Annotated in this window: 3 protein-coding genes; all 3 read left to right on the top strand. The window is 69.4% G+C overall.

The features are described 5' to 3' along the window. Positions 1–660, top strand: a 660-nt coding sequence (locus I5I_RS06710) for an MBL fold metallo-hydrolase RNA specificity domain-containing protein (protein WP_036317926.1), incomplete at its 5' end; no start/stop codon positions are given. A gap of 31 nt (positions 661–691) precedes the next feature. Further along, the gene (locus I5I_RS06705; protein WP_036317923.1) at positions 692–1,186 is read left to right on the top strand and encodes a GNAT family N-acetyltransferase; all 495 of its coding nucleotides are present in this window, start codon (positions 692–694) and stop codon (positions 1,184–1,186) included. A gap of 79 nt (positions 1,187–1,265) precedes the next feature. Continuing rightward, the coding region (locus I5I_RS06700; protein ID WP_036317920.1) for an FtsK/SpoIIIE family DNA translocase at positions 1,266–3,618 on the top strand (2,353 nt) is incomplete at its 3' end.

The following is a 3,618-nucleotide window of genomic DNA, read 5'->3' as shown; positions in this document are numbered from 1 at the left end:
ATCCCGGGCAACGAGAACGCGGTCTATCGCGTGATCGACGGGCTCACCAAGCTGGGAGCCAACGTGGTGCACAAGGGCAATGCCAAGGTGCACGTCTCGGGTCACGCGGCGGCGGGCGAGCTGCTGTACTGCTACAACATCCTCCAGCCACGCAACGTCATGCCGGTGCACGGCGAGTACCGTCACCTCATCGCCAACGCCAAGCTCGCGCAGGACACCGGCATCCCCGCGGAGAACACGATCATCGCCGAGAACGGCACCGTCGTCGACCTCAAGGACGGCGTTGCCCGCGTCGTCGGCCAGCTCGATCTCGGCTTCGTCTACGTCGACGGATCGACAGTGGGCGAGATCACCGACGCCGACCTCAAGGATCGCCGGATCCTCGGCGAGGAGGGCTTCATCTCGGTGATCGTCGTCGTCGATGCCACGACGGGGCGGATCATCACCGGCCCCGAAATCCACGCACGAGGGTTCGCCGAGGACGACAAGGTGTTCGACGACGTCAAGCCCAAGATCGCCGCGGCCCTCACGGAGGCGGCTCAATCGGGCGTCCGCGACACCCACGCGCTGTCGCAGGTCGTGCGCCGCACGATCGGTCGGTGGGTGAACCAGCGGCTGCGTCGTCGCCCGATGATCGTCCCCCTCGTCATCGAAGCCTGAGCAGTCGCGGCGCAGCGCTACGATCGGCTCCATGCCCGTCAGCTTTCGTGTGCGCCCCGCGACACAGGCCGATGGCGCGTTCCTCGGAGACATGGTCGTCGAGGCGGCGAACTGGCGGCAAGGGGGCGCGCGGCCGCGGCACGAGGTGCTGACGCACCCCGATCACAATCGCTACATCTCGGGGTGGATGCGTCCCGGCGACGCCGGCTTCGTCGCGATCGACGCGCAGGACAGTCCGGTCGGTGCCGCGTGGTACCGGATGCTGCCGCGCACCGATCCCGGCTTCGGGTACATCGGCACGGGCGTGCCGGAGCTCATCATCGGGGTGCGGCCCATCTGGCGGGCTCACGGGGTGGGGCGTGCCCTCCTGCAGCGGCTCTGCGAGCACGCGCGCGCACAGGGATACGCTCGCATCAGCCTGTCGGTGGAACGGGGCAACTACGCCCAGACGCTCTACCGCAGTGAGGGCTTCGCCGTCACGCAGGCCGGTCATGGCCGCGACACCATGGTCAAGCGCCTGCGTTGACCAGGCGCGGCGGATGCCGGGCCCGCCTCGGGCCGCGTCAATCCGCGGATCCGGGGACCTGTGCGCCTACCGTGGAGTAATGGCACGATCCACGAGCACGCCCACGAACGCCCGCGCGTCCGCGAAGGGCTCATCGACCCGTGCCCGCAAGCCCGCGCCGGCTCCCACGAAGTACGTCGACGACACCGACCGCCCGCCGCTCGCCGTCCGCGCCTGGCTCGGCGTCGCGCACGCCGTCGGCGGCATGTTCCGCGCTTTCGGCCTCGAGACGCTCGAGAAGGACCAGCGCCGCGACGGCTTCCCGTTCCTGCTCGTCGTGCTGGCCGCGCTCGGCGCCGTCAACGAGTGGTTCTTCATCGGCAACGACGCCGCGACGCAGATCAGCGCCTACACCGTGGGGCTGTTCGTCGGCCGCGTCGCCTTCATCATGCCCGTGCTCCTGCTGGTGCTGGCGGGTTGGCTGTTCCGGCACCCGCCGTCCATCCACGACAACGGGCGCATCGGCATCGGCTTCGGACTGTTCGTGCTCTCGATCGCCGGCTTCTGCCATGTTGCGGGCGGTCGGCCGCAGCCGTCGCAGGGCATGCCGGCGCTCAGCGCCGCAGGCGGTCTGTTCGGGTGGACCATCGGCGAGCCGCTGTCGCTGCTCACGCCGATCGGCGCCTACATCCTCCTGGGTGCGCTGACACTGCTGAGCATTCTCATCCTCACCAAGACCCCGCCCAACCGCATCGGCCGCCGTCTCGGAGACCTGTACGCGTGGATGTTCGGCGCCGAGCGCCCCGACGCGCCCGCGGCCGACGCACCCACGGTCGCCTTCGGCGAGACGGACGATGCCGCGGAGAAGGACCTGCCGTGGTGGCGCCGCAACAAGTCCGGCCGGGAGGAGGACGTCGACGGCCACCTGGGCTCCGATGACCTGACGGCGCTCCTGGACACCAGCGGCGACGGCGGCTTCGAGCAGGCCGTCGCGATGCCGGCGGCCGTTCCTCCGGTGCCCCCGCTGCCGGAGGCGCCGACCGAGATCATCGATCCGGCGGTGATCGCCCACGCGAAGAAGGCCGCCCGTCGTGCCGACACCGGCATCCGCGAGGACAGCGGCGAGATCATCCTCGACGACGGGATCCTCCCGGGTATCTCCGCCCTGGGGGACGACCACGACGGACAGCCGCCGCAGGCGCCCTATCGGCTTCCCTCGGTCGCCGCACTGGCCCAAGGCGACCCGCCGAAGGCGCGATCGGAGGCGAACGACCGCGTGGTCGCGGCCATCAGAGGCGTCTTCGAGCAGTTCGGTGTCGATGCGCGCGTCACGGGCTTCTCGCGCGGGCCGACGGTGACCCAGTACGAGATCTCGCTCGGCCCCGGCGTCAAGGTCGAGCGCATCACCGCGCTCACCAACAACATCGCGTACGCCGTCGCGTCGAACGAGGTGCGCATCCTCGCGCCCATCCCCGGCAAGAGCGCCATCGGTGTCGAGATCCCCAACACCGACCGTGAGATCGTCACCCTGGGCGACGTGCTGCGCTCGCAGGCGGCGACCAGTCAGACGCATCCGATGACGATCGGCGTCGGCAAGGACGTCGGCGGCGGCTACGTCGTCGCGAACCTGGCCAAGATGCCCCACCTGCTCGTGGCCGGTTCCACCGGCTCGGGCAAGTCGAGTTTCGTGAACTCGATGATCACGAGCCTGCTGATGCGCGCCAAGCCCTCCGAGGTGCGCATGGTGCTCATCGACCCCAAGCGCGTCGAGCTCACGAGCTATGCCGGCGTCCCGCACCTGATCACGCCCATCATCACGAACCCGAAGAAGGCCGCGGAGGCGCTGCAGTGGGTCGTGAAGGAGATGGACATGCGGTACGACGACCTCGCGTCGTTCGGCTTCCGCCACATCGACGACTTCAATCGCGCGGTGGTCGCGGGGGAGATCAACCTCCCCGTCGGCAGTGAGCGCGTGCTCAAGCCCTACCCCTATCTGCTCGTGGTCGTGGACGAGCTCGCCGACCTCATGATGGTCGCCCCGCGCGACGTCGAGGACTCGATCGTGCGGATCACCCAGCTCGCCCGCGCCAGCGGCATCCACCTCGTGCTCGCGACGCAGCGGCCCTCCGTCGACGTGGTCACGGGTCTGATCAAGGCGAACGTGCCCTCGCGCCTGGCGTTCGCCGTCACGAGCGTCACCGATTCGCGCGTCATCCTCGACCAGCCCGGTGCCGACCGACTCATCGGGCAGGGCGACGGTCTCTTCCTGCCGATGGGTGCGTCCAAAGCGCTGCGCGTTCAAGGCGCGTGGGTGGCGGAGAGCGAGATCGAGAAGGTCGTCACGCACGTCAAGAACCAGGCTCGGCCGGAGTACCGGGCCGATGTCGCCGCGGTCGCCGAGAAGAAGGAGATCGACGCCGACATCGGTGACGACCTCGAGTGCTGCGGCGCGC

Source organism: Microbacterium sp. B24 (assembly GCF_000333415.1).
GTDB lineage: Bacteria > Actinomycetota > Actinomycetes > Actinomycetales > Microbacteriaceae > Microbacterium.
This window is presented reverse-complemented; position numbering and strand designations above follow the sequence as displayed.